General features: G+C 72.4%; 21 protein-coding genes. 18 read left to right on the top strand and 3 right to left on the bottom strand.

The features are described 5' to 3' along the window. Positions 1–190 precede the first annotated feature (190 nt). The 9 genes from ACZ9QC_RS41160 to ACZ9QC_RS41120 all read left to right on the top strand — a co-directional run bounded on the left by ACZ9QC_RS41160 (position 191) and on the right by ACZ9QC_RS41120 (position 8,444). Positions 191–727: an SRPBCC family protein gene (locus ACZ9QC_RS41160; RefSeq protein ID WP_472917794.1), complete on the top strand. Its 537-nt coding sequence runs from the start codon at positions 191–193 to the stop codon at positions 725–727. Continuing rightward, complete coding sequence (locus ACZ9QC_RS41155) at positions 720–2,351, top strand: phytoene desaturase family protein (RefSeq protein WP_472917793.1); 1,632 nt, start codon at positions 720–722, stop codon at positions 2,349–2,351. Before ACZ9QC_RS41160 ends, ACZ9QC_RS41155 begins: the two co-directional genes overlap by 8 nt. 68 nt (positions 2,352–2,419) lie before the next feature. Then, the gene (locus tag ACZ9QC_RS41150; RefSeq protein ID WP_472917792.1) at positions 2,420–3,286 is read left to right on the top strand and encodes an SDR family oxidoreductase; all 867 of its coding nucleotides are present in this window, start codon (positions 2,420–2,422) and stop codon (positions 3,284–3,286) included. Positions 3,287–3,378: 92 nt separating this feature from the next. Further along, complete coding sequence (locus ACZ9QC_RS41145) at positions 3,379–4,062, top strand: nucleoside deaminase (RefSeq protein WP_472917791.1); 684 nt, start codon at positions 3,379–3,381, stop codon at positions 4,060–4,062. Further along, positions 4,062–5,036 carry a hypothetical protein gene (locus ACZ9QC_RS41140; protein WP_472917790.1) on the top strand — a complete coding sequence of 325 codons (975 nt, stop codon included), beginning with the start codon at positions 4,062–4,064 and terminating at the stop codon, positions 5,034–5,036. Before ACZ9QC_RS41145 ends, ACZ9QC_RS41140 begins: the two co-directional genes overlap by 1 nt. Positions 5,037–5,129: 93 nt before the next feature. Continuing rightward, complete coding sequence (locus ACZ9QC_RS41135) at positions 5,130–6,122, top strand: BtrH N-terminal domain-containing protein (protein WP_472917789.1); 993 nt, start codon at positions 5,130–5,132, stop codon at positions 6,120–6,122. An 80-nt stretch (positions 6,123–6,202) separates the two neighbouring features. After that, a complete protein-coding gene (locus ACZ9QC_RS41130; protein WP_472917788.1) occupies positions 6,203–6,643 on the top strand; it encodes an RrF2 family transcriptional regulator in 441 nt (146 codons plus the stop codon). A gap of 104 nt (positions 6,644–6,747) precedes the next feature. After that, a complete protein-coding gene (locus ACZ9QC_RS41125; RefSeq protein WP_472917787.1) occupies positions 6,748–7,953 on the top strand; it encodes a globin domain-containing protein in 1,206 nt (401 codons plus the stop codon). Then, positions 7,950–8,444 carry a group III truncated hemoglobin gene (locus tag ACZ9QC_RS41120; protein WP_472917786.1) on the top strand — a complete coding sequence of 165 codons (495 nt, stop codon included), beginning with the start codon at positions 7,950–7,952 and terminating at the stop codon, positions 8,442–8,444. Before ACZ9QC_RS41125 ends, ACZ9QC_RS41120 begins: the two co-directional genes overlap by 4 nt. A 45-nt stretch (positions 8,445–8,489) precedes the next feature. On the opposite strand, the gene ACZ9QC_RS41115 is transcribed toward ACZ9QC_RS41120, so the two are convergent. Further along, a complete protein-coding gene (locus ACZ9QC_RS41115; RefSeq protein ID WP_472917785.1) occupies positions 8,490–9,029 on the bottom strand; it encodes a GNAT family N-acetyltransferase in 540 nt (179 codons plus the stop codon). Positions 9,030–9,237: 208 nt separating this feature from the next. On the opposite strand from ACZ9QC_RS41115, the gene ACZ9QC_RS41110 reads away from it, so the two are divergent. Both ACZ9QC_RS41110 and ACZ9QC_RS41105 read left to right on the top strand, forming a co-directional pair. Further along, entirely contained in the window at positions 9,238–10,140 is a 903-nt protein-coding gene (locus ACZ9QC_RS41110) for a UTP--glucose-1-phosphate uridylyltransferase (protein WP_472917784.1), read from the top strand. 139 nt (positions 10,141–10,279) lie between these two features. Further along, positions 10,280–11,347: a glycoside hydrolase family 5 protein gene (locus tag ACZ9QC_RS41105; protein WP_472917783.1), complete on the top strand. Its 1,068-nt coding sequence runs from the start codon at positions 10,280–10,282 to the stop codon at positions 11,345–11,347. Between the two features lie 115 nt (positions 11,348–11,462). On the opposite strand, the gene ACZ9QC_RS41100 is transcribed toward ACZ9QC_RS41105, so the two are convergent. Both ACZ9QC_RS41100 and ACZ9QC_RS41095 read right to left on the bottom strand, forming a co-directional pair. Next, positions 11,463–13,061 carry an AMP-binding protein gene (locus ACZ9QC_RS41100; RefSeq protein ID WP_472917782.1) on the bottom strand — a complete coding sequence of 533 codons (1,599 nt, stop codon included), beginning with the start codon at positions 13,059–13,061 and terminating at the stop codon, positions 11,463–11,465. A gap of 162 nt (positions 13,062–13,223) precedes the next feature. Then, complete coding sequence (locus tag ACZ9QC_RS41095; RefSeq protein ID WP_472917781.1) at positions 13,224–14,552, bottom strand: cytochrome P450; 1,329 nt, start codon at positions 14,550–14,552, stop codon at positions 13,224–13,226. A gap of 191 nt (positions 14,553–14,743) precedes the next feature. Here ACZ9QC_RS41095 and ACZ9QC_RS41090 point away from each other — a divergent pair, with 191 nt between their 5' ends. The 7 genes from ACZ9QC_RS41090 to ACZ9QC_RS41060 all read left to right on the top strand — a co-directional run bounded on the left by ACZ9QC_RS41090 (position 14,744) and on the right by ACZ9QC_RS41060 (position 22,307). Beyond that, positions 14,744–15,994 carry an LmeA family phospholipid-binding protein gene (locus tag ACZ9QC_RS41090; protein WP_472917780.1) on the top strand — a complete coding sequence of 417 codons (1,251 nt, stop codon included), beginning with the start codon at positions 14,744–14,746 and terminating at the stop codon, positions 15,992–15,994. Positions 15,995–16,130: 136 nt separating this feature from the next. Further along, the gene (locus tag ACZ9QC_RS41085) at positions 16,131–17,162 is read left to right on the top strand and encodes a glycoside hydrolase family 5 protein (protein ID WP_472917779.1); all 1,032 of its coding nucleotides are present in this window, start codon (positions 16,131–16,133) and stop codon (positions 17,160–17,162) included. A 77-nt stretch (positions 17,163–17,239) separates the two neighbouring features. Continuing rightward, positions 17,240–18,169 carry a squalene/phytoene synthase family protein gene (locus ACZ9QC_RS41080; RefSeq protein ID WP_472917778.1) on the top strand — a complete coding sequence of 310 codons (930 nt, stop codon included), beginning with the start codon at positions 17,240–17,242 and terminating at the stop codon, positions 18,167–18,169. A gap of 251 nt (positions 18,170–18,420) precedes the next feature. Further along, entirely contained in the window at positions 18,421–19,350 is a 930-nt protein-coding gene (locus tag ACZ9QC_RS41075; protein ID WP_472917777.1) for an ABC transporter ATP-binding protein, read from the top strand. Next, positions 19,350–20,180, top strand: coding sequence for an ABC transporter permease (locus tag ACZ9QC_RS41070; protein WP_472917776.1), 831 nt, complete (start codon positions 19,350–19,352; stop codon positions 20,178–20,180). The genes ACZ9QC_RS41075 and ACZ9QC_RS41070 overlap by 1 nt, the downstream gene beginning before the upstream one ends. 85 nt (positions 20,181–20,265) lie before the next feature. Beyond that, the gene (locus ACZ9QC_RS41065; protein WP_472917775.1) at positions 20,266–21,642 is read left to right on the top strand and encodes a sensor histidine kinase; all 1,377 of its coding nucleotides are present in this window, start codon (positions 20,266–20,268) and stop codon (positions 21,640–21,642) included. After that, positions 21,639–22,307 carry a response regulator gene (locus tag ACZ9QC_RS41060; RefSeq protein WP_316731304.1) on the top strand — a complete coding sequence of 223 codons (669 nt, stop codon included), beginning with the start codon at positions 21,639–21,641 and terminating at the stop codon, positions 22,305–22,307. The genes ACZ9QC_RS41065 and ACZ9QC_RS41060 overlap by 4 nt, the downstream gene beginning before the upstream one ends. Positions 22,308–22,321: the final 14 nt, after the last annotated feature.

The following is a 22,321-nucleotide window of genomic DNA, read 5'->3' as shown; positions in this document are numbered from 1 at the left end:
TACACCGGCGCCGCCCTGTTCGACGAGGTCCATAGGGGCAGACCTCTGCATCCGATCGGGCAACACCACGGGACGCCGTTCGGCGTCCCGTGGGCTCGGGGGGCGTCGCGCGGTGCACGTGCCTGGTGTGGTTCCGCTCGGTCCGGGCACTCGGCCGTCGACCGAGGCGGGACACGGCTGGAGGTGCGCGATGGCGGTACGGCATCGTCTGATCAAGGTGAGCCCGCGGGCTGTGTGGGACGTCCTCGCGGACGGCAGCCGGTACGGGGAGTGGGTGGTGGGGACCTCGGACACCGAGCCGGTGCGGGGGCAGTGGCCCGAGGTGGGCTCGGCGCTCGCCTACGAGATCCGGGTGGGCCCCGTGCGGCTCGGCAACGAGACGGTCGTCCGCTCCTGCGAGGAGGGCTCCGCGCTGGGCCTGGAGGCCCGGGCAGGGGTGCTGGGGACGGCGCGCATCTCCCTCGAACTGCGCCCCTGGGGGCGGTACTGCCTGGTGATCGCGGACGAGCACCCCCTACAGGGCGTGGGCGGAAAGCTCCACAACGTCGGCGTGGAAGCGCTGATCCAGCTGCGACACCGCGCGATGCTCGCCCGGCTCGCCCGGCTCTGCGAGGCGCAGGGCGCGCCCGGGCAGAAGGCCCCGGACGAGGCCGCGACGGAACGGCCCGCGAGGGCGCGCGGGCTGCGCGGGGCGGCGGCACACGGCGGCGCCGACGGTCATGCATGACGCCGTCGTCGTCGGGGCCGGTCCCAACGGGCTGGTGGCCGCCAATCTGCTGGCGGACGCCGGATGGAGCGTCGAAGTCCTGGAGGAACAGCCGGAGCCCGGCGGCGCGGTGCGCCACGACCGGGAGGTCGACCCCGACTTCGTCAACGACCTCTTCAGCTCCTTCTATCCCCTGGCCGCCGCGTCACCGGTCCTCGCGGGGCTGCGTCTCCACGAGCACGGTCTGCGCTGGAGCCACGCCCCGCACGTCCTGGCCCATCCCCTCACCGACGACAGGTGCGCGGTGCTCTCCCGCGACATCGACGTCACCGCCGCGTCTCTCGACGCCTTCCACCCCGGCGACGGCGACGCCTGGAAACGTCTGCACGCGACCTGGGAGCGCCTCGGCCCCGACATCGTGGACGCGCTGTTCACCCCCTTCCCGCCGCTGCGCGCAGCGGCCCGCCTCGCCGTCAGGCTGCGGGCGGCCGGGGGCCTGCGGATGGCCCGCACCCTGGCGACCCCGGTGCGCCGCATGGGCGACGAGGAGTTCCGAGGGGAGGGCGGCAGACTCCTGCTGGCCGGGAACGCCCAGCACGCCGACCTCGCGCCGGAGGCCGCGGGCAGCGGCGGCTACGGCTGGCTGTTGTGCATGCTCGGACAGACGTACGGCTTCCCGGTGCCGGCGGGCGGCGCCGGAGCCCTGACAGCGGCCCTCGTCGGCCGGCTGCGGGCGCGCGGCGGCAGCGTCCGCTGCGGGCAGCGCGTCCGGGAGGTCCTGGTGCGCGACGGACGGGCCGCCGGAGTGCTCACCGCCGAGGGCGAGACGGTGAGCGCCCGCAACGCAGTCCTGGCGGACGTGTCCGCACCGGCCCTGTACGGCGAACTCGTCGGCCCGGAACACCTGCCCTCCCAGGTGCTGGCCGACCTCAGGCGCTTCCAGTGGGACTTCGCCACGTTCAAGGTCGACTGGGCCTGTGACGGGCCCGTGCCCTGGCGGGCCGAGGCGGCGGCGGGGGCCGGGACCGTCCACCTGGCCGACGGGGTCGACGAACTCACCCGCTGCGCCGCCCAGATCGCCATGGGCCAGGTACCCGACCGTCCCTTCGCCCTGTTCGGGCAGATGACGACCGCGGACCCCTCCCGCTCGGCCCGGGGCACCGAAGCCGCCTGGGCCTACACCCATGTGCCGCACGTCATCAAGTCCGACGCGGGCGACGAGGGGCTGACGGGCGCGTGGAGCCGTACGGAGCAGGAGCTGATGGCCGATCGCGTCGAGCGCCAGGTCGAGCGGTTCGCGCCCGGTTTCCGCTCCCGTATCCGCGCCCGGCGGGTGCTGGCCCCGCCCACTCTCCAGTCCCTCGACCGCAACCTGCACGGCGGCGCCCTCAACGGCGGCACCGCCGCCCTGCACCAGCAGCTCGTCTTCCGTCCCGCCCCCGGCACCGGCCGTCCCGAGACGCCCGTGGACGGGCTCTACCTCGCCTCCGCCTCCGCCCACCCGGGCGGCGGGGTCCACGGCGCCCCGGGCGCCAACGCCGCCCGCGCCGCCCTGCGCCGCCACCGGCTGCCCGGCCTGACCCGCGCCCAACGCGTCCTCGCCCACCGGGACCGCACCGGCCGAAAACCCGGCCTCGACCGCTGACGTCTCCTTGTACGGCAGCCAGGTCACGCGGAAGACCCGCACGAGGACAACAGAAGGGAGGGGTCTCCGTGGTCGACAGTCCACTCAAGAACCGCACAGTCGTGGTGACCGGGGCCGCACGCGGCATCGGAGCGGCGCTGGCCCACCAACTCGCCCGGCGGGGCGCCCGCCTGGCCCTCCTCGACCACGACGAGCCGGCGCTGCGGGCGACCGCCGCCGCCCTGCCCGGCACGACGCTGGCCCTGCGGGTCGACGTCACCGACCGTGCGGCCCTCGACGAAGCCGCCGGGACCATCCGCGAACACCTGGGCCCGCCCTCGGTCGTCGTGGCCAACGCGGGCATCGCCGAAGGCGGTCCCTTCGCCCGGTCGGACCCCGACACCTGGCGCCGGGTGATCGACGTCAACCTGATCGGCAGCGCCGAGACGGCCCGCACGTTCCTGCCGGACCTGGTGCGGACCGCCGGGTACCACCTGCAGATCGCCTCCCTGGCCACCATCGGCGCCGCGCCCATGATGAGCGCGTACTGCGCCTCCAAGTCCGGCGTCGAGGCGTTCACCCACACCCTGCGCGCCGAGACGGCGCACCACGGAGTCGCCGTGGGCATCGCCTACCTCGGCTGGACCGACACCGAGCTGATCCGCGACGCCGACCGGTACCCGGCCGTGCGGGAACTGCGGGCTCACATGCCGCCTCCGGCCGGGCACGTCCAGACCGTCGAGACCGTCGCCGCGCGCCTGGCGCACGCCGTCGAACAGCGGCGGACCGCCGTCTACATCCCCCGCTGGCTCCGCCTGGCGCAGCTCACCCGGGCCGCGATCCCACCCCTCGTTCTCCGCGCGACCCGCCGCAGCTTCCCCCGCGTCGCATCCGAGACCCCTCTCCGGCCTACGGGCCTCCTGGGTCCCGGGGGCCGCTCCGACGCGACGTCCTGACGGCACGGCGCCCGGCCGCCTCCCACATCGACTACACAGCAGATCCGAACCGATACCCTCCGGAATCGTCGGCGCGACGTGAGGAGAGACGGATGGATGCGGGCAGGCGGCAGTTTCTCGGCAGGTGGGGAGCCGTGCTGACGGGAGCCGCGGCGCCCCTCAGCCTCCCCCGGCCCGCGCTCCAGGAGAGCCACGCCCGGCCGATCGCCCCCCAGAACCAGCCCCAGACGCAGACCCCCACTCGCACTGGCACTCGCAGCGAGCACGAGCGATTCATGGAGCTGGCCATCGAGCAGGCCCGGCGGAACCCGGAATGGCCGTTCGGCGCGGTGATCGTCGGCAGTCGTACCGGCGAGGTGCTGGGGAGCGGGGTCAACGAGGGGGCGGACAGCCCGTTGCTGCACGGCGAGGTGGTCGCCATGAACGACTACGTACGGCGGCAGGGCAACCAGGGCTGGGCCGACACCACGCTCTACACGACGGGCGAGCCCTGCTCGATGTGTATGAGCGCGCTGGCGTGGGCGGACGTGCGGCGTGTCGTCTGGGCCACCTCGATCGACGGCATCCGACGCACCGGCATCATCCAGATCGACCTGTCCGCACGACAGGTGGCCGCCGCCGCGCGGTCCTTCTACACCCCCGACCTGCTTCTCGGCGGCGTCCTGTCCGACCGGACCGACCGCCTCTTCCGGGAGGCCCAACGGCTGCGTCGGAGCGACGTCGACACGGCCCGGTTCAGCACGGTCCCCGCCACGGATCGGTCCGGGCGAGCCTGATGAGCCCGCGCCGCGGAGGTGGACGGGACGGCCAGGACGACAACGACGAAGAAGGCGGCGGCGACGGCGACGCCGTGGCAACGGCGCTCGACGAGCTCTACGTCACGCCTCCACCCGCGTTCGTCTCCCGCCGCGAGGGCCTGGCCGGCGAGGCGAAAGCGGCCGGCCGCACAGCGGACGCCCGTCGAATCCGTGCCGCCCGGCGCCCCTCCCTCGCGGCCTGGGCGGCGAACCTGCTGCTGCGCTCCCGGCCGGAGGAGAGCCGAACGTTCCTGGGCCTAGGGCGCGCGCTGCGCGACGCCTACCGGAGCCTGGACGCCGAGGGGGTCAAGGAGCTGACCGAGCAGCGCAGAGGCGTCGTCTCCGCGATGTCCCGGCAGGCCGCCGGGCTCGCCGCCGAGGCGGGTCACCGGCTGTCGGACCCGGTGCTACGAGACGTCGAGGCCACCCTGCGGGCCGTGCTCGCCGACCAGGACGCGGCCGACCGGTGGGCGACCGGCCGGCTGGAGAGCGCCCTCACCCCTCCGTCGGACTTTCCCGACCCCACGGCCGTGAAGACCGATCGACGCCGAAGTCCGGCCGGAGCGGCGACCAAGGCACCTGCCGCCCACCAGCACGCGCGGGACGAGGTCGCCGAACGGCGCCGCCGGAAGCAGGAGCAACTCGCCCAGGAGGAACGGAAACGGCTCGCCCACGAGAAGCGAGAGCGGCTCGCCCAGGAGAAACGGGAGCGGCTCGCCCGGGAGAAGCGTGAACGGCAGGAGAAGCGCGAGCGCCTGCGCCGGGCGCGCGAGGAGGCTCGTGCCGCCGATCAGCGCGTGCGGGAGGCACGTGAGGACCTCAAGCGGGCCGAGCGGCAGCAACGGGCGGCGGAGAAACAACGGGAGCAGGCCGCTGACAGCCTCGCGCGGGCCGAGCGGACGGCACACGAAGCCGCCTCCGAGGTGGAGCGGCTGTCGGAGCCCGCCGAGTAGCCGACGGACCGCGCCCGGAGAAACCGAGGGGCCTCGGGGCCGAGGGAACCATCGAGCCCTCCCGTGGTGCGAGCGTCCGCCATGATGGCCCGCATGACGACAGTGGAAGGCATCGAGGTCCGCGACACACACCACTGCGAGACGACGACCCTCGGGGTGCTGCTGCGGCATCAAGGGCTCGATCTGTCCGAGCCCATGCTCTTCGGCCTCGGCTCCGGACTGTCCTTCATCTACTGGGACAGCAAGAACATGGACTTCCCGTTCCTCGGCGGGCGGGTCAGGCCGTTCGAGCTCACCAGGAACCTGGCCGCCGCGCTCGGCCTGGAGCTGGTCGTCAAGGAGACCGGCTCACCCCGCAGGGCGTGGGAGAACGTGCAGGCCCCCCTCGACGCAGGTCACCCGGTCGGACTCCAGCTCGACAGCTACCACTTGCCGTACTTCTCCTCGAAGGTGCACTTCGCCGGCCACGTCGTCGCCCTGTACGGCTACGACGACCGCGACGCCCAGCTGGTGGACACCGCCCAGCAGGGCGGGGCGGTGTCCACCAGTCTGACGAGCCTCGCCGAGGCCCGGGCCGCGCGTGGACCGATGAGCGCCAGGCACCGCTCGTTCACGCTCACCGTCCCGGCAGGAGGCACACCCGGCCTGGCGGACCGGGTCGTTCCGGCCATCACCGCCTGCGCCGACGCCTTCCTCCACCCGCCCATCGCCAACCTGGGGCACCGGGGCATCGAGAAGGCCGGCAGGCTCGTACCGACATGGTTGCGGCGCACCGACGATCCGCGACGCGATCTGCCGCAGGCAGCGCTGCTGATGGAGAGGGCAGGCACCGGCGGCGCGCTGTTCCGCAATCTCTACCGTGACTTCCTCGCCGAGTGCGCCGAGTTGCTCGACAGCGGCCATGTCCGCACGGGCCACGCGTTGTACGCCGAGGCGGCCACCCTGTGGACCGAAGTGGCGGCGCTGATCGAAAGGGCCGGTGCGTCGGGCGAGGAGGAGCACCTGCGACAGGCGGGCACGGTGCTCGGTGAACTCGCACGGGTGGAGCACGAGGCCATGCGGGAACTGAGCCGCCTTCAGCCGTAGGCGTCCGACGAGACGTATGCCACTCCCCCAGCGTCCCCTTTTAATAAGCATCTTGGATGCAAGATTGCTAGGCTGCCGCCGTGAGGCTGACCAGATACACGGATCTCGCGCTTCGGGCGGTGATGCGCCTGGCCGTCGTGGACAGCGAGGAGTTGCTGACCACGCGGCAGATCGCCGACTCCATGAACGTCCCCTACACGCACATGGCGAAGGCCATCGCACAGCTGCAGCACCTGGGGGTGATCGAAGCGCGGCGCGGCCGCAACGGCGGGCTGACACTCACCGAAGCGGGCCGGAGCACGCACGTGGGGGATCTGGTCAGGACGCTGGAGGGCGACCGGGAAGCCGTGGTGTGCGAGGGCGACACTCCCTGTCCGCTCGCGGGCGCCTGCCGGCTGCGGCGAGCGCTGCGACAGGCGCAGGACGCCTTCTACGCCTCGCTGAACGGTGTGACCGTGGCCGACCTGGTGACGTCACCGACGGGTCCGGTCCTGCTGGCCCTCGGCGCTCCCCCGGGCTGACGGTTCCGCGCCTCGCGCTCGCGCTCGCGCTCGCGATCGTCAAGCGGCTGTCGCGACCAAAAATACGAGTCTCGCATACCAATTCACATACTGGAGTGTGTCTGATGCTTTCCGCGCAGTCGGCCCCCGTCGTCCGTGCGACGCTTCCCGTGGTGGGAGCCTCGCTGACCACGATCACGGAAGTGTTCTACCGGCGGCTGTTCGAGGAACGTCCGGAGCTGCTGCGGCATCTGTTCAACCGCGCCAACCAGGCTTCCGGCGCCCAGCGCGAGGCCCTGGCCGGTTCGGTGGCGGCCTTCGCGACCCTCCTGGTCGAGCGGCCCGACGAGCGTCCCGACGCCGTGCTCGCGCGCATCGCCCACAAGCACGTCTCCCTCGGTGTCACCGCGGACCAGTACGCCTTGGTGGGACGTCACCTGCTCGGGGCGGTCGCCGAAGTCCTCGGTGACGCCGTCACCCCCGAGATCGGTGCCGCCTGGGACGAGGTCTACTGGCTGATGGCCAACGCCCTGATCGCCGTCGAGGCCCGTCTGTACACCGAGGCGGGGGTGGCGGACGGTGAGGTGTGGCGGCCCATGGAGATCGCCGAGCGCCGTCAGGAGTCCGCCGACGCCGTGTCCCTGGTCCTGCGCCGGCACGACGGGCGTCCGACGCCCGCGTTCCGGCCCGGCCAGTACGTCAGCGTCCGCGCGGAACTGCCCGACGGGGCCCGCCAGATCCGCCAGTACAGCCTGTCGACGGCCCCCGACCACAAGACCTGGCGCATCACGGTCAAGCGGGAGAGGGCCGCCGACGGCTCGGTGCCCGACGGCGAGGTCTCGTCCTGGCTGCACGCCCACGCCGAGGTGGGATACGTCCTGGATGTCTCGCTGCCGGCCGGTGATCTCGTACTGCCGGAGGGCGACACGCCTCTCCTCCTCGCCTCCGCCGGCATCGGCATCACCCCGATGCTGTCGATGCTCGACCATCTCGCCCTCACCTCCTCCACGCGCCCCGTCACCGTCGTGCACGCCGACCGCTCACCGCTCGACCATGTGCACCGTGACGAGCAGGCGGACCTCGTCAGCCGCCTGACCGGGGCCGACCTGCACCTGTGGTACGAGCAGGACGCCCACCGCTCCTCGGGCGTCAACGTCTTCACCGGACGCGCGTCGCTCGACCACCTCACCCCGGCCCCGGACACCACCGCCTACCTCTGTGGGCCGCTGCCCTTCATGCGCGCGGTGCGGGGCGAGTTGCTGGCCAAGGGGCTGCGTCCCGCCGCCGTTCACTACGAGGTGTTCGGCCCCGACCTCTGGCTCGGCAAGTGAACGGAACGCGGCACCTTCCCGACATCCGCGACCGCCAGGACGTGGAGCGACTGGTCGGCGCGTTCTACGACGACGTCCTCGGCGATCCCCTGATCGGCCGGTTCTTCACGGAGGTGGCGCGTGTCGACATGGCCGCCCATCTGCCCGTGATGGCCGACTTCTGGGAGAGCGCCCCGCTGTCCCCGGGCGTCTACCGGCGCAACGCCCTCCGGGCGCACCGCGCCCTGCACGCCGAGAGCCCGCTGCGCGCCGAGCACTTCGACCGCTGGCTGGAGCTGTGGTCGGCGGTGGTGCGGCGGCGGCACGCGGGACCGGTGTCCGAGCGCGCCGTCACCAAGGCGCACGCGGTGGCCCGCGCCCTGCTGCACAACACGACGGGCGAGGGGCGGGCCGCCCGACCGGACCCCGGTCCCGTCCTCGTCACCATCGAGCCGTCGGCCGGCCACCGACGCACCGGCCCGGGGCGACCCCGGCCGGGCGGCGAGGGGTGAGACGCGGGGACCCTCCGCCCCGCCGCCGTACCCCCTCGGCAGCGCTCATGCCGTGGTGTCCGGCTTCCAGTCCTGGGCAAGGAGCCCCAGCACGACCTCGTCCAGGAACTCGCCCATCACCCAGGCGGAGGAGCGCAGCACTCCCTCACGGAGGAAGCCGTTGCGCTCGGCGGCGCGCAGCATCGCGACGTTGTCGGACAGCGTCTCGATCTGCAGCCGGTGCAGACCGCGCACGACAAACGCGTAGTGGCACAGCACCGCGACCGCGTCCGTGCCGTAGCCCTTGCCCCGGGAGGCCGGCAGCAGCCCCATCCCGATGTGCGCGGTCCGGTTGTGGGTGTCGATGCCCCAGAGCGCCGTGGAGCCGACCAGGGTCCCGCCCTCCGCCTCGACCACCGAGAACTGGACACGCGTCTGCTCCTCGTCGTCCGCCATGAGCCGCTCGTCCTTGCCGGGGGCGATCGGCCGCCACGGCGCGGTATCGGTCCGGGAGGCGTAGATCACGTCGTTGTAGAGCTCGGTCCGCAGTATCGGAATGTCGTCCTCGTGCCGGGCCCTGAGCCCGACCTTGGCACCTCTCAGCATGCGAGCTTCCTACCGGGCCGGAAGAGCCGGCGGCAATCGATTTAGCGATCACCGCGGCGATACGCCGGAGGTGCGCCGTTCGATCGGGGACGGGGCGCGGGCGCCGGGAAGCGCCTGGGTAGGCTTCCTGCGAGGCCGCGCGACCGCGTGGCGCCCAGGCGCCGTCGTACCGACGGGTGCGCAGTGCCGCTCGACCAGGAGAGACATGATGTCCCCGACGATTCGCAGGGCTGTCATCCCCGCCGCCGGCCTCGGTTCCCGTCTGCTGCCCCTCACCAAGGCGATTCCGAAGGAGATGCTGCCGGTCGGCGACAAGCCGGTCATCGAGCACACCGTGCGTGAGCTGGTGGACTCCGGCATCACCGACATCACCATCGTGGTCTCCGGCGGCAAGAGCCTCATCCAGGACCACTTCCGGCCCAACCCCGCCCTCGTCGAGCAGCTCCGCGAGGACGGCAAGACGGCATACGCCGACGCGGTCGAGGAGGTCGCCGAGCTGGCCCGCCAGGGCCACATCACCTATCTCGACCAGTACGGCCCGTACGGCAACGGCACGCCGGTGCTGAACGCCGCCCGCGCCTTCGGCGACGAACCCGTGCTCGTGCTCTGGCCCGACGACGTCTTCGTGGCCGAGGTCCCGCGCGCCCAGCAACTCATCCGCGCCTACGAGCAGACCGGCTGCCCGGTGCTGGCCCTCCTGCCGATGGACCCCACCGAGTCCCAGCGCTACGGCGTGCCCATCGTCAAGGAGGACCTCGGCGACGGCCAGCTGCGCATCACCGGCCTGGTGGAGAAGCCCCAACCCGCCGCCGCGCCCTCGGCGTTCGCGGCCATCGGCGGCTATGTCGTCACCCCCGGCATCATCGACGAACTGCGCGAGCAGACCCGCCGCTGGTACGAGCACCGGACGGGCGAGGTCTACCTGACCGACGCCATCAACGCCTACGCCGCGACGCGCGCGGTGTACGGGCAGGTCATCAAGGGCCGCTGGTACGACACCGGCAACCCGGCCGACTACCTGGTCGCCCAGATGGCCTTCGCGCTGGCCCACCCGGAGTACGGGCCCGTCCTGCGCGGCCTGGTGAACGGCCTCGACGCCCCCTCCGACTAGCCGCACACCACCCTGACGTACCTCGCCCGCCCCGGAAGTCGCTCCGGGGCGGTTCCGCACCATCCCTTGCAAAGGTCCGGACCAACTGCTAATCCCTTTTCTGTTAGGAAAGTTTCCTACCAGTTGGCAGGAGTCCCCCATGAGACCGGCACGATCCGTTCTGCTCGTCGCCGCGCTGCTGCTCCTCGGCCTCGTCCTCACCCCCGCGACCGCGCAGTCCGCCCCCACCGCCCCCGGCACCCGCACGGCCCCGACGGCCCCGAACGCGGCCGCGGCCACCCCCGTCGCCGCCAACGGGCAGCTCAGGGTCTGCGGCACCAAGCTCTGCAACCAGCGAGGAAAAACGATCCAGCTCCGCGGGATGAGCACCCACGGGCTGCAGTGGTACAGCCAGTGCGTCACCAACGGCTCGCTCAACGCCCTCGCCACCGACTGGAACGCGGACGTCCTGCGCGTCTCCATGTACATCCAGGAGGACGGGTACGAGACCGATCCACGCCGCTTCACCGACCTGGTCCACTCGGCCGTCGAGCAGGCCACGGCCCGTGGCATGTATGTCATCGTCGACTGGCACATGCTCGACCCGGGCGACCCCCATCACAACCTCGCCCGTGCCAAGACCTTCTTCGCCGAGATCGCACAGCGCCACCGCGACAAGAACAACCTGCTGTACGAGATAGCCAATGAGCCCAGCGGCGTGAGCTGGTCCCGCATCAAGAGCTACGCCGAGCAGCTCATCCCCGTCATCAGGGCCAAGGACCCGGACACCCCGATCCTGGTCGGCACCCGTGCCTGGTCCTCGCTCGGTGTGTCGGAGGGCGCGGACGAGTCCGAGGTGGTCGGCAACCCGGTGAACGCCACCAACATCATGTACACCTTCCACTTCTACGCGTACTCGCACCGGGACGAGTACCTGCGGACCCTCTCCCGCGCGGCCGACCGCATCCCCGTCTTCGTCACCGAGTTCGGCACCCAGAACTATGCGGGCGAGGGCGCGAACGACTTCGCCATGTCGCAGCGCTACCTCGATCTCCTCGCGGCCAAGAAGATCAGCTGGGTCAACTGGAACTACTCCGACGACCAGCGCAGCGGCGCCGTCTTCAAGCAGGGCACCTGCGCCGGCAACGGTCCGTGGACCGGCACGTCCTCCCTCAAGCCCGCGGGCGTCTGGATCCGTGAGCGCGTCAGGACACCGGACGACTTCTGACGGGTGACCAGGAGGACGGCGGGAGCCGCCCGACCGGCACCGTGCGCGCGGCCCACCGTGCGCACGGTGCCGGCCTCCCGCTCCCGGTTCCCGGCCTCCGGGACCGGGTGCGTCCTCAGTCCGCGCCTTCGACCAGGCGCCGGACGCCGGCCTTGTCCAGCTTCCCGGAGGCGTTCCTCGGGACGGACGGCACGACGGTCAGGCGCTCGGGCAGCTTGTACCGGGCCAGCCGGTCCGCCGCGTAGGTGTGGACGGCCTCCAGGGTGATCTCCGCCGTGCCGTCCACGCTCACGACGGCCTGCACGCTCTCGCCCCACTCTTCGTCGGGGACGCCGACCACGGCGACGTCCACGACCCCCGGCATGGCCGCCAGGACCCGCTCGACCTCGGCCGGGTAGATGTTCTCGCCGCCGCTGATGATCATGTCCTTGAGCCGGTCGACGATGTACAGGCAGCCGTCCTCGTCCAGGTGGCCGACGTCGCCCGAGTGGAACCAGCCCTCCTCGTCGAAGGCGGCGCGGGTGGCCTCGGGGTCGTTCCAGTAGCCGGGGGTGACGTTGGGGCCGCGTACGACGATCTCCCCCGGTTCGCCCGGCCCCAGGGGGGTGTTGCTGGCCACGTCGACGACCCGGACCTCGGTGAACGGCATGGGGATGCCCGCCGAGCCGATCTTCTCCCGGGTGCGCTCCACCGGCAGGTGCGTGGCGAACGGGGCGGTCTCGGTCAGGCCCCAGGCCTGCTGGAGCAGTACGCCGTGCCGGGCGTAGAGCTCGATGAGCGAGGGCGGTACCGGGGCGCCCGCGACCACGATCGACCGCAGATGACCGAGGTCCCGGTCGAACAGACCGGGTTCTCTCGCGAGGGCGGCGAACATCTGGGGAACGGCGAACATGGAGTTGACCCGGTGGGTGACCAGGTCGTCGAAGCACGTCCGCGGGTCGAACCCGCGACTGACGACCACCGTGCCCCCGCGCACCAGGGTCCGGATCACGAAGCTGTTCAGGGTGCCGATGTGGAAGAGCGGGGCGGCGGCGTAGGTGACGTCGCCGCGGCGGGTGTCGAGTCGGAGGTCGACGTTCACGCCGTTCCACCAGACGTTTCCGTGGGTGAGCAGGACGCCCTTGGGCGTGCCGGTGGTGCCGGAGGTGAACATCAGGATCGCCGGGTCGTCGGCGGACTTCGCGGCCACGGAGGTCGCGGGCGGGGCGTCGGCGAGGAGGCCCGCCCAGGACTCCCAGCCCGCCGCGCCCCCGGTCGGTGCCTCGGGGTCGTCGTCCACCAGGAGGAACCGAGCGAGGGCGGTCCGGTCGCGGATCTCGTCGACGCTGTCCCGGTGCCCCTCCTCGCAGACGAGGGCGGTGGCACCGCTGCGGACGAGGACGGCCTCCAACTCGGCCACCGCCAAGCGGAAGTTGACCGGGACGAAGACGGCGCCCAGCCGGTGGGCGGCCAGCAGGGTGACCAGGAACGAACTGCTGTTGAGACCGAGATGGGCGACCCGGTCCCCGTCGCGGACGCCGCCGTGGGCCAGGACCGTGGCCAGGCGGGCGGACCTGTCGTCGAGTTCGGCGTAGGTGAGGTCGCCGCCCGGGTAGCGGATGACGACGGACGCGCCCTGGTCGCGGGCGTTGCGCGCGACGGCGGCGGCCGGGTTGAGGTCCACCCGCAGGCCCGAGTTGCGCGGGTGGGGTCTCGTCGCTTCAGGGGTGGTCACGAGCGGCTCCTCGTCAGGCGTCGGCCCGCCGCAGGCTACGCCGTCGACCCGCGACACGGGCCGAGGCCGAGGGCGAGTCCGTGCCGAATTCGCGCATCAGGCCCCTGCCGAGGTACGCGGCGCCTCACACCGGCGGGACCAGCCGGGCCGGCGAGCGCCTCCTCAGTCCCGCGGCGGTTTCAGGCTGACGGGAGTGGGGCCGTCGGGGCGGACGGTGATGCCGTGGACGGCCTTCGGGGGCTCGGAGTGGAAGACCGGGAGGTGGGCCGGCAGCAGGTGTTCGAGGAGGACGGTCGACTCGCGCAGCGCGAACTGGAGACCGAGGCAGGCGCGCGGCCCGATGCCGAAGGGGAAGTACGCGCCCGGATGGGTGGGGCGGCCGCCCGGGGAGGTGAAGCGCCGCGGGTCGAAGCGCTCGGGGTCCGGCCACAGGGCGGGATCGCGATGGGTGAGGTAGGGGCAGATGAGGAGGTCGGAGCCCGCTTCGACGGTGTGACCGCCGAGGACGTCGTCCTCGGCGGCGTGGCGGGCCAGGATCCAGGCCGACGGGTAGAAGCGGAGCGTCTCGTGGATCAGGGCCTGGACGGCCTGTCGGCGCTCCGGCGAGTCCTCGTCGCCGACGGCGAGTGCCTGTTCGCGGGCTTCGGGGTGCCGGTCGAGGAGCAGGTACAGCCAGGTCAGCGTGGTGGCCGTGGTTTCGTGTCCGGCCGCCAGCAGGGTGACGAACTCGTCGCGGATCAGCTGGTCGGTGTACTCGGGGTGCTCGGTGGACGCATCGGTCAGCACATGCAGCAGCCCCGGACCGTGAGGGCCCGCCTCGCCGTCGCGGGCGGCGTCGATGGCGTGCCGGGCGACCGCGTCGATGCGTGCGAGGTCGGCGGCGACCGCCTCCCGGGCCTTGTCGGCGTCGGCGGGCAGGGCCGGCAGCGCGGCCCCCACGGCTTCCACGGCCGCCAGTTCGCGGGTGTCGTCGTCGAGGGGGTGGCCGGTGAGGGAGCGCCAGATGGTGTCCAGGGCGAACCGGCGCATCTCCTGGCCGAGGTCGAAGGTCTGCCCCGTACGGGCGCAGGCGTCCCAGCGGGCGGCGGTGGTACGGGCGGCGGCGGTGATGCGCTGTTCGTAGCGGCGCATCCCGGGGCCGGTGAACTGGGACTGCAGCAAACGGCGTTGCCGTTTCCACGCCGCGCCGTCGGCGGCCAGGAGGCCGTCGCCGATCAGCAGCCGGGCGCGGTGCGAGCGTTTGACGTAGCGCTCCGGCCGCAGGACGAGAACGTGCCGGACCGCCTGCGGGTCGGTGACGAGGACGGTGGGCGTCGGCCCCATGCGGAACGCCGCGACCCCGCCGAGGCGTTGCCGCACCTGCGTCAGCAGGTCGATCAGCTCTCCGCCGTCCGACCGCCACCGGGCCACCAGCTCCGGTTCGGCCTCGGGGACGGGCGGTGCCCCTCCGGGCACGTGCGGAAGGGAGCCGGGCCCGGCTTCGGTGTCCATGTGTCTTCCCCCTGCTCGACTGCTCGCAGCACGGACTGTACGGGAACGGGCACCTTCGGTGACAGTCGGTCAGCACCCGTTCGTGCCCCCGGGGGAACCGTCACCACGACCCGTCGTCGCGATCGTGAACTACATCGCATACGCGGGGTTCAGGTTGCGGGCGGGGGTGGTGGACATGTTCGGATGAGGCGATGCGCTCCCCCCACCGCACAGATCCGCATCAGTTCTCCGACGACCGCTCCGACGCGCCGCGCGACCCCTACGAGGAACTCGGCTCCCTCGACGACGGCCCCCTGGAAGTGACCTCCCTGGAGGAGTTCTTCGACGAGGACACCACCGGACGCGGTGACGAGGAGGAGCAGGAGCCGCCGTGGTCCCCGCCCGTGCACCGGCGGGGCGGACGGCGGCGCCGGGGACGGTTCGCCGGGCTGCCGCTCGCGGTGAAGGGTGTCGTGGGACTGGTGGTCCTCGCCGCGTTCGCCGGCCTCGCGGACCGGTGGGCGCTGCTGTACGCGGAGCACCGGGCCGCGGACGCCCTGGAGGACCGGCTGGACCTGGCCGCGGCTCCCGAGGTGGAGATCGGCGGCTTCCCCTTTCTCACCCAACTCGTCGGCAAGCGGCTGGAGTCGGTACGGCTGACCGTGCCGGACGTCGCCGCCGACCGGGTGTCGTTGGCGAAGGTGTCGGCGACGGCCCATGACGTGCGGCTGGACGCCGAGGGCTTCGCCTCCGTGCGCGGCGCCCAGGTCCCGCGGCTCGACGGCGACGTGCTGCTGTCCTTCGCCGATCTCAACCGCGAACTCGGCGCGTCCCAGGTGACGTTCACCGGCGAGGGCCGCGACCGGGTCCGGGCGCGGGGCACCCTGCCGGTCGCCGGGCGTGATCTGCGGCTGCGGGCCGAGGCCACGATCCAGCGGCAGGGCGAGCGGGGCATCGCCACGGAGATCGGCGGCATGCGCCTGGACATCGGGGACCTGGCCACGTTCCGTCCCGGCACACGGGCCTCGGACGGTCTGCACCTGACCCCGAAGGCCTCCGCCGACCTCGCGCGGGAGACCCGAAGGGCGAAGGTGCTGCTGTCGGTGCCGGCGATCGTACGGCGGCTGGGGATGTCGGACGCCACGGCCCGCGCCGCCCTCGCCGACGAGGGCAAGCTCACCGAACTGACCGGGTCCCCGCGTTTCGCCCGTCAGGCCCAGAACCTGAACCTCATCGACCTGGCCCTGGACAACCCCGACGTACTGCGGCGTCTCGGCCTCGATCCCGACCTCCTCGACGCCCTGTCCCGGCTCACCCGGCCCGCGCTCGCCGACCGGCTGTCCCTCTCCTTCGAACTGCCGGAGCCGGAGCGCGGGCACGTGCGGCTGCGCGACGTACGCGTGGAGGAGGACGGTATCCGGGTCCGGCTCACCGGGTCGCAACTGGCCTTCGGTGGCCAGTGATTCTGTGTTTCTTGATGAAATTTGGTGTGCAGATGTGTTGACCTCTGTTCGAGATCTCTTCTACGTTGCGGGAGCCACAGAGCCGCCGACCCGCACGGCCGGGTTTCGCGGACGCAACTGTCCAGAAAGGGATCTGGTGCCACGAAAGAACCATCGCGGGACAGCCTGCCTCGCGGCATCGCTGGCCGGCATCACGGCATTCGGCGGAGTCCTCGCCTCCCCCGCGTCCGCCTCCTCCCGCCACGCCTCACCGCCGCCGGTCAGTGACTTCCGCGGCGTCAACTGGGCCGACCCGCGCGACAACTACGCCGACGACGCGGTCGTCCCCTCGGGCCTGTCCACCGGCGACGACTACGGCACCACGTACGCCAAGTCCCGGGCGATCATCGGGGGCTTCGCCAAGCTCGGCGCCAACACGGTCCGCCTGCCGGTCAACCCCACCTCCGTGAACGGCCCCTTCTGGAAGTCGTACCGGGCCGCGATCGACGCCGCCACCGCCAAGGGCTTCAAGGTCATCCTGGGCTACTGGGAGGCCGACAACGCCAAGGACGGCAAGATCGACGACCAGGCCGCCTGGGACCGCATGTGGGCGCGGATCACCTCCGCGTACGGCCGCGACGGCAAGGTGTACTTCGAGCCGATGAACGAGCCGTTCGGCTACACCTCCGAGGAGTGGCGAGACGTCGCCGCGCGCTGGCTGGCCACGCACCGCGCCGTCCCCCGCGACCGGGTCCTCATCGGGGGCTTCAAGTACAGCGAGGACGTCAAGCCGATCTGCGCCGACAGCAGGCTGAACGGCACCCGGATCGCCCTGCACAACTACGGCTTCTGGCACACCGACTGGACCAGCGTCGACCAGTGGAAGGCGGACTTCAAGGAGCGCATCGGCACCTGCGCCTCGCGCACCGTCCTCGACGAGTTCGGCGCCTCCATGACCACCGGCCTGGACTACAACGGCCCGGTCAACGGCTCCAACGAGGTCGCCTACATCCAGGCCGCGACCGACATCATCCGGGAGCTGGGCCTCGGTTCGGTCTACTGGCCCGGTCTGCGCAACGGTGACACCTACTCCCTCACCACCCTCCAGGGCACCGGCACCCGCCTCAGCCTGAAGGTCAACAACCAGAGCGGCCTGGACCGGCTGCACTGGGCCTGGAAGCAGAAGTAACGCCAGCACGCGGCGCACAGCGCACAGGCACCCCGGGGAGCCGTCGCGACATCGATGTCCTTCTCTACGATCAACGCATGAGTGTGTGGAAGCGGAGTCTGGACGCGGCGGGCATCCGAGAGCCGGGGGTGCGCAAGGACTACGGCCAACAGCGGGACCTGGTGGCGCGTGCCCGGCGCACGTCGTATCTCGCGGCTCGACTGCTGCTGCCACGGCGGATGTTGCCCCACGCCGTGGCGGCGACGGCCGTGATGCACCACGGCGACGACCTGCTGGACACCGGCCCGAAGCCCCGGCGGGTCGCGGCGTGGGCGTCGTGGGAGCAGGAGGTGCGCAAGGCGCTGGACACTGGGACGAGCGACGATCCGCTGATCCGTGCCTTGCTGCACACCACGGCCGAGTATCCGCGGCTGCGGGGGACGGTCGAGGAGTATCTGTCCACCGCCACCACCGACTTGGAGTTCACCGGCTTCGCCACCGAGGCGGACTACCAGGCCTACGTGGACGCCTACTCGCTGCCCGCGTTCATGCTGGTCGCGTCGCTGCTGGGCCCGGAGGCCGACGACGGGCGGTTCCGGGCGGCGTGCCGGACGCTCATGGAGGGCAGCCAGCGGCTGGACTTCGTCAACGACCTGGCCGAGGACCTGCCGGAGGGCCGTCTGGGCATCCCGGCCGAGACGCTGGCCCGCTTCTCGGTCACGGTCGAGGATCTGGTCGCGGGCCGGGAGTCGGCGGGCGTACGGGAGTTGGTCGCGGACCAGATCGAGGCGGCCCGCGTCTGTCTGCGCACCGCCGCCGGACTGCCCGCGCTCCGGGAAGGGCCCGGTGGAGTGCTCCTGGACGCGGTCGTCAGGATCGAGCTGCTGACCGCCGACGCGGCGTCCGCCCGTGGTGCCCGGCTGTCGCGCGGCTCCGCGTCCCCGCCGGTGGCGGGCACCCTGCGGGTGCTGCTGGGCGCTCGCCGACGAGCCCGCGAGGAGCGCGGCAGCGACGCTTCCGACGCCTGAGGCACATCTGAAACACATCTGAGGCACCCCTGAGGCACCGCTCCCGCAGCCGTCGGCCGTCGGTCGTCGGTCGTCGGTCGTCGGCCCGGTACGTACGAGGTATGACGTGCCGGTGGTACCCCGGTACCAGTGGAGAGCCGAAGTGTCCCCTGCGGTCCCAGGGGCGCGGTCGGCCTCGCTCGTAGGTTCAAAGGCAGAGGCCGCGGACGGAATCGCGGCCCCTTCCGAGGCGAGCAGGAAGGCCCACTGCCATGATCGAAGCGCGTGAGCTGACGAAGCGGTACGGGGACAAGACGGTGGTCGACCGTCTGAGCTTCACTGTCAAGGCCGGTGAGGTGACCGGGTTCCTGGGGCCCAACGGCGCGGGCAAGTCCACGACCATGCGCATGATCATCGGACTGGACTCCCCCACCGGGGGCACGGTCACCGTCAACGGACGGTCCTACGCCCGGCACGCGGCGCCGCTGCACGAGATCGGTTCGCTGCTGGAGGCCAAGTCGGTCCACCCCGGCCGGACCGCGGTCAACCATCTGATGGCGCTGGCCCACACCCATGGCATCGGGCGCGGCCGGGTGGACGAGGTGATCGAGCTGGCCGGGCTGACCAGTGTGGCGGGCAAGCGGGTGGGGGCCTTCTCGCTCGGGATGGGGCAGCGGCTGGGGATCGCCGCCGCCCTGCTCAGCGATCCGGCGGTGGTGATGCTCGACGAGCCGGTCAACGGCCTCGACCCGGAGGGCGTGCTGTGGGTGCGCACCCTGTTGCGCCGACTCGCCGACGAGGGGCGGGCCGTGATGCTCTCCTCGCACCTGATGAGCGAGACCGCGCTGATCGCCGACCATCTGGTGATCATCGGGCGGGGGCGGCTGCTCGCGGACACCACCGTGGACGACTTCGTGCGGGACGCGGGCGGCGGAGGCGTGAAGGTCGCCACCACCGAGCCGTTGAAGCTGCGCTCGCTGCTGGCCGGCCCGGACGTCACGATCAGCTCCTCCACCAGCGAGGAGTTGCTCGTCGGCGGCCTAGACGCCCGGGAGATCGGGGCGATCGCCGCCCAGCACGGGGTGCCCCTGTACGAACTCACCCCGCAGGCCGTCTCCTTGGAGGAGGCCTTCATGCAACTCACCGCCGACGCCGTCGAATACCAGAGCGCTCCCGCCGAGCCCGCGCGAAAGGCCGCCTGATGACCGCCACCGATCTGTCCGTGGTCCCGGCCCGTACGCGGGTGCACAAGGTGACCGGCCGCCGGGTGCTGCGCTCGGAGTGGGCCAAGTTCTGGTCGCTGCGCTCCAGTTGGATCACCCTCGGGGTGGCCCTGGTGCTGCTGATCCTCTTCGGGACGATCGCCGCCTACACCTACAGTCCCGGTGTCGTCGACGACGGTCCCCCCGGGCAGCCCTCCGGAGCGGGCGACGCGGTCTCCCTGGCGCTGACCGGGGTGACCTTCGCGTCGCTGGCGGTGGGTGTCCTCGGGGTGCTGCTGTCGGCGGGCGAGTACAGCACCGGCATGATCCGCTCCACGCTCGCCGCGGTACCGCGCCGGCTGCCGGTGCTGTGGGCGAAGGGCGCCGTGATCGGGGTGATCGCGCTCGTCCTCGGCACCGTCGGCGCGCTGGTCGCGTTCCAGTCGGGCGTTCCCGGCCTGGACGGCGAGAGGATCTCGCTCTCGCCGGGCGACGACGGCGTGTTGCGCGCCCTGTCCGGAGCCGGTGTCTACCTCGGTCTGGTCGCCGTGGCCGGGGTGGCCCTGGGGGTGCTGCTGCGGTCCTCCGCCGGAGCCATCGCGGCCCTGGTCGGCATCCTGCTCATCCTTCCCGGGCTCGCCACGCTGCTGCCGGACTCCTGGTACGACACGATCACCCCGTACCTCCCCAGCAACGCGGGATCGGCGATCTACGCGCTCACCGGGTCCGCCGATGCCCTCTCACCGGGGCAGGGGCTCGCGGTCTTCGCCGGCTGGGTGGCGCTGGCCCTCGCCGGGGCCGCCCACCGACTGGTCCGCCGGGACGCCTGACCTGCCGGGGACCGGCACCCGCGCCGCCGGGAGGGCGGACGCCCGCCTCAGAGAACCCCTCAGAGAACCGAGGACAATGAGGACCATGAGTCCGCACCGCGCGACACCCGCGGCGGAGACCGCCCCGGGGACCGCGCTCCCGCAGTCACCGGCGTTCGACGCCGCCTGGCACCCGGTCCTGGGCCGGATGCTGCACGGTCAGCGCCGGCGGCAGCTGCTGGACCGGCGGCACCCCTGGCTGCTCGACACGGCGGTGGTGCTGGTCGTGGCGCTGCTCAGCCTGCCGGACCTCCTTCTCGACCACGCCGGTGACGGCGGCCCCTTCGGGGAGCGGCAGTACCGCACCGACCTGCCGGCGGCCGTCCCGTTCCTCTTCGCGGCCGCGCTGGTCGCGCCGTTGTGGTGGCGGCGCCGGGCGCCGGGCGTGACGTTCTTCGTGATCGCGGCGGTCTCACTGGCCCAGTGGTCGCTGGACGTGTGGCAGCAGGCCGGGCTCAGCATGCTCGTCGCCCTGTACAGCCTGGCCCTGCACGGTTCTCTGCGGACGCTGGGCTGGGCGGTCGCCGTGACCGCCGGTGAACTGGCCCTCGCCGTCTGGCTCCTGGGGCAGGTCGAGCATCCGCTGCTCGGGCTCTTCTTCCTGCTGGGCACGGCCACGGCGGCCGTCACCCTCGGCCTCACCCTCCGGATCCGCCGGATGTACCTGGCAACGCTGGAGGACCGCGCCGCCCGGCTGGAGATCGAACGCGACCAGCGCGTCCGGCTCACCGCCGCCGCCGAGCGGTCCCGGGTGGCCCGGGAGATGCACGACATCCTCGGTCACAACCTCTCGGTCATGGTCGGCGTCGCCGACGGCGCCGCGGTCCTCGCCGCCGGCCGGGGCGAGCGGTCCGCCGAGGCCCTGCGCATCCTCGGCGACACCGGCCGCCAGGCCATGGGCGAACTGCGCCGGGTGCTGGACGTCCTGCGCGAGGACCAGGACGACGAGCGGCTGCTCGGCCCGCAGCCGGGCATCGCCGACCTGGACCCCCTGCTGGCTCGGGTCCGCGCGGCGGGGCTGCCCGTGACCTACCGGACCGTGGGCGATCTCGACGCGCTGGGCAGCGGCGTGCAGCTCACCGTGTACCGGATCGTGCAGGAGGCCCTGACCAACACCCTGAAGCACGCCGGTACGGGGTCCTCGGCCGAGGTCGGGGTGACCGCCGGGGCCGGCACCGTACGCGTCCGGGTCGTCGACACCGGCCCACCGGCGGGGAGCCCCGGCCTCGCGGAGCGGGGGCGGGCGGGGGCGGCCGAGGAGCCGGGGCACGGACTGGTCGGCATCCGGCAGCGGGCCGCCCTGTACGGCGGTGCCGTCACCATCGGCCCGCACGAGACCGGCCACGGCTGGATCGTGGACGTCCTGCTGGACGTGCCCCCCGCGCCACCCACCCTGTCGGCGGCGGGAGATCATCTGCCATGACCACCGTGCTGATCGCCGACGACCAGCCCCTGCAGCGGCTCGGTTTCCGCATGCTCCTGCAGGGCACGCCCGGCCTCACCCCGGTCGGGGAGGCCGAGCACGGCGCCGAGGCCGTCCGCCTCGCCGCGGAGCTCCGTCCCGACGTGGTCCTCATGGACATCCGTATGCCCGGTATGGACGGCCTGGAGGCGACCCGCCGGATCGTCGCCGCCGGTGGCCGCACCCGCGTCCTGATCGTGACCACCTTCGACCTCGACGAGTACGCGTACGACGGGCTGCGGGCCGGCGCCAGCGGTTTCCTCCTCAAGGACGCCCGCCCCGAGGAACTCGTCGCCGGCATCCACGCGGTCGCCACCGGGGACGCCGTCGTCGCCCCCAGCCTCACCCGCCGGCTCCTGGACGCCTACGCCCACCAGGTCCTCGCCCCGACCGGCACGCCCCTGCCCCCCGACCCCCGGCTGCGGAGCCTGAGCGAACGCGAGCACGAGGTGCTCGTCGCCATCGGCCAGGGGTGGACCAACACGGAGATCGCCGAACGTCTCGTGCTCACCGAGTCCACCGTGAAGAAGCACGTCGGCCGCGTCCTCGCCAAGATCGGTGCCCGGGACCGCGTCCAGGCCGTGATCATGGCTTACGACGCGGGTCTGGTGCGGGCGAAGCCGTAGCCGTGTCGCCCTGT

This window comes from Streptomyces sp. HUAS MS02 (genome assembly GCF_055702265.1).
Note: the sequence above shows the minus strand (reverse complement) of the source record. Positions and strands in the feature narration are given on the sequence as shown.

What these genes read in the sequence shown, in the direction of transcription:
- ACZ9QC_RS41160 (WP_472917794.1), top strand. Translation starts at nt 191, where the DNA reads ATGGCGGTACGGCATCGTCTGATCAAGGTGAGCCCGCGGGCTGTGTGG.
- ACZ9QC_RS41155 (WP_472917793.1), top strand. Translation starts at nt 720, where the DNA reads ATGCATGACGCCGTCGTCGTCGGGGCCGGTCCCAACGGGCTGGTGGCC.
- ACZ9QC_RS41145 (WP_472917791.1), top strand. Translation starts at nt 3,379, where the DNA reads ATGGATGCGGGCAGGCGGCAGTTTCTCGGCAGGTGGGGAGCCGTGCTG.
- ACZ9QC_RS41140 (WP_472917790.1), top strand. Translation starts at nt 4,062, where the DNA reads ATGAGCCCGCGCCGCGGAGGTGGACGGGACGGCCAGGACGACAACGAC.
- ACZ9QC_RS41135 (WP_472917789.1), top strand. Translation starts at nt 5,130, where the DNA reads ATGACGACAGTGGAAGGCATCGAGGTCCGCGACACACACCACTGCGAG.
- ACZ9QC_RS41125 (WP_472917787.1), top strand. Translation starts at nt 6,748, where the DNA reads ATGCTTTCCGCGCAGTCGGCCCCCGTCGTCCGTGCGACGCTTCCCGTG.
- ACZ9QC_RS41115 (WP_472917785.1), bottom strand. Translation starts at nt 9,029, where the DNA reads ATGCTGAGAGGTGCCAAGGTCGGGCTCAGGGCCCGGCACGAGGACGAC.
- ACZ9QC_RS41110 (WP_472917784.1), top strand. Translation starts at nt 9,238, where the DNA reads ATGTCCCCGACGATTCGCAGGGCTGTCATCCCCGCCGCCGGCCTCGGT.
- ACZ9QC_RS41105 (WP_472917783.1), top strand. Translation starts at nt 10,280, where the DNA reads ATGAGACCGGCACGATCCGTTCTGCTCGTCGCCGCGCTGCTGCTCCTC.
- ACZ9QC_RS41095 (WP_472917781.1), bottom strand. Translation starts at nt 14,552, where the DNA reads ATGGACACCGAAGCCGGGCCCGGCTCCCTTCCGCACGTGCCCGGAGGG.
- ACZ9QC_RS41090 (WP_472917780.1), top strand. Translation starts at nt 14,744, where the DNA reads ATGCGCTCCCCCCACCGCACAGATCCGCATCAGTTCTCCGACGACCGC.
- ACZ9QC_RS41080 (WP_472917778.1), top strand. Translation starts at nt 17,240, where the DNA reads ATGAGTGTGTGGAAGCGGAGTCTGGACGCGGCGGGCATCCGAGAGCCG.
- ACZ9QC_RS41075 (WP_472917777.1), top strand. Translation starts at nt 18,421, where the DNA reads ATGATCGAAGCGCGTGAGCTGACGAAGCGGTACGGGGACAAGACGGTG.
- ACZ9QC_RS41070 (WP_472917776.1), top strand. Translation starts at nt 19,350, where the DNA reads ATGACCGCCACCGATCTGTCCGTGGTCCCGGCCCGTACGCGGGTGCAC.
- ACZ9QC_RS41065 (WP_472917775.1), top strand. Translation starts at nt 20,266, where the DNA reads ATGAGTCCGCACCGCGCGACACCCGCGGCGGAGACCGCCCCGGGGACC.
- ACZ9QC_RS41060 (WP_316731304.1), top strand. Translation starts at nt 21,639, where the DNA reads ATGACCACCGTGCTGATCGCCGACGACCAGCCCCTGCAGCGGCTCGGT.